Annotated in this window: 2 protein-coding genes; both read left to right on the forward strand. The window is 66.4% G+C overall.

Translation table 11 applies throughout. The features are described 5' to 3' along the window. The coding region (locus ACYVDE_RS23035) for a TIGR04283 family arsenosugar biosynthesis glycosyltransferase (protein ID WP_460503868.1) at window positions 1-548 on the forward strand (548 nt) is incomplete at its 5' end. After that, window positions 548-1,327: NAD-dependent epimerase/dehydratase family protein (locus ACYVDE_RS23040; RefSeq protein ID WP_460503869.1), on the forward strand; the 780-nt coding region annotated here is incomplete at its 3' end. The genes ACYVDE_RS23035 and ACYVDE_RS23040, both read left to right, overlap by 1 nt.

Genomic DNA, 1,327 nt, shown 5'->3' on the forward strand with positions numbered 1-1,327 from the left:
CCCGGCAGGCCGGCGCCACGGTCCTGCTGTCGCCCAAGCCCGGCCGCGCCGCCCAAATGAACTACGGTGCCGCCCACGCCACCGGCGAAGTACTCTACTTCGTGCACGCCGACGTGAGCCTGCATCCTGATTTCGTGGCCACCATCACCCAGGCCGTGGCCGCGGGCTACCCGGCCGGCTGCTACCGTTTCCAGTTCGATTCGAGCCACCCGCTGCTGCGCATCAACAGCTACGGCACGCGCTTCAAAGGCATCATGAGCCGGGGCGGCGACCAGACGCTGTTCATTACCCGCGGGCTATTTGGGCAGCTGGGCGGCTTCAACGAGCGGTTTGTGATTATGGAAGACTTTGAGATTATTCAGCGCATTCGGCAGGTAGCGCGGTTTTTCATTGCGCCGGATGCCGTCACGGTATCGGCCCGCAAGTACACTACCAACTCCTGGCTCCGGGTGCAGCTGGCCAACCTCACGGCTTTTTCCCTCTTCTTTCTGAAAGCCTCGCCGGTGCGCATCGCACGCACCTACAAGGCCATGCTCAATACGTATTAATGGCCGCGCCCGTCCTCGTCACCGGGGCCAATGGCTTCCTGGGCCGGCATCTGGTGGCTGAGTTGCGCCGCCGGGGCCAGCTCGTGCGCGCCCTGCTGCGCCCCGGCACGCCTCCCCCGTTCGATGCGACCGATGCGGGCATCACGTATCAGTTTGCGGATATTACCGCGGCCGTTCAGGTTGCGGGAGTGGCCGAGGGGTGCGCGGCCATTATTCACGCTGCCGCGCTGGCCAGCGTGAACCCGGCCCGCAACCCAGTTGTGTGGAACGTGAATATGGTCGGCACCGAAGCCGTGCTGCGCGAGGCCCGGCGGGCCGGCGTAGGCCGATTGGTGTACGTGGGCACGGCCAACATATTCGGCTTCGGCTCGAAAAGCCAGCCCGGCGACGAAACCCACCCCTACGCCGGCCGCCGCTACGGCCTCGACTACATGGACAGCAAGCGCGCTGCTACCGACCGCGTACTGCGCGCCGTGGCCGACCAGCAGCTGCCCGCCGTACTGGTGCACCCTACCTTCATGCTCGGCCCCGACGATGCCAAGCCTACTTCCAACGCCCTACTGCTGGAGCTCTACCATGGCCGCCTGCCCGGCTACCCACCCGGCGGTAAAAACTACGTGCACGTGCGCGACGTGGCCACTGCCACCGTCAACGCCCTGACGATGGGCCGCGTGGGCGAGTCCTACATTCTCGGCCACGAAAACCTGAGCTACCGCGAAGCCTTCGCCCGCTTGGCCGCCGTGCTGGGCGTGCCGCCGCCGCGCTGGCCCATCCCGGCC

The organism is Hymenobacter agri, from assembly GCF_054778495.1.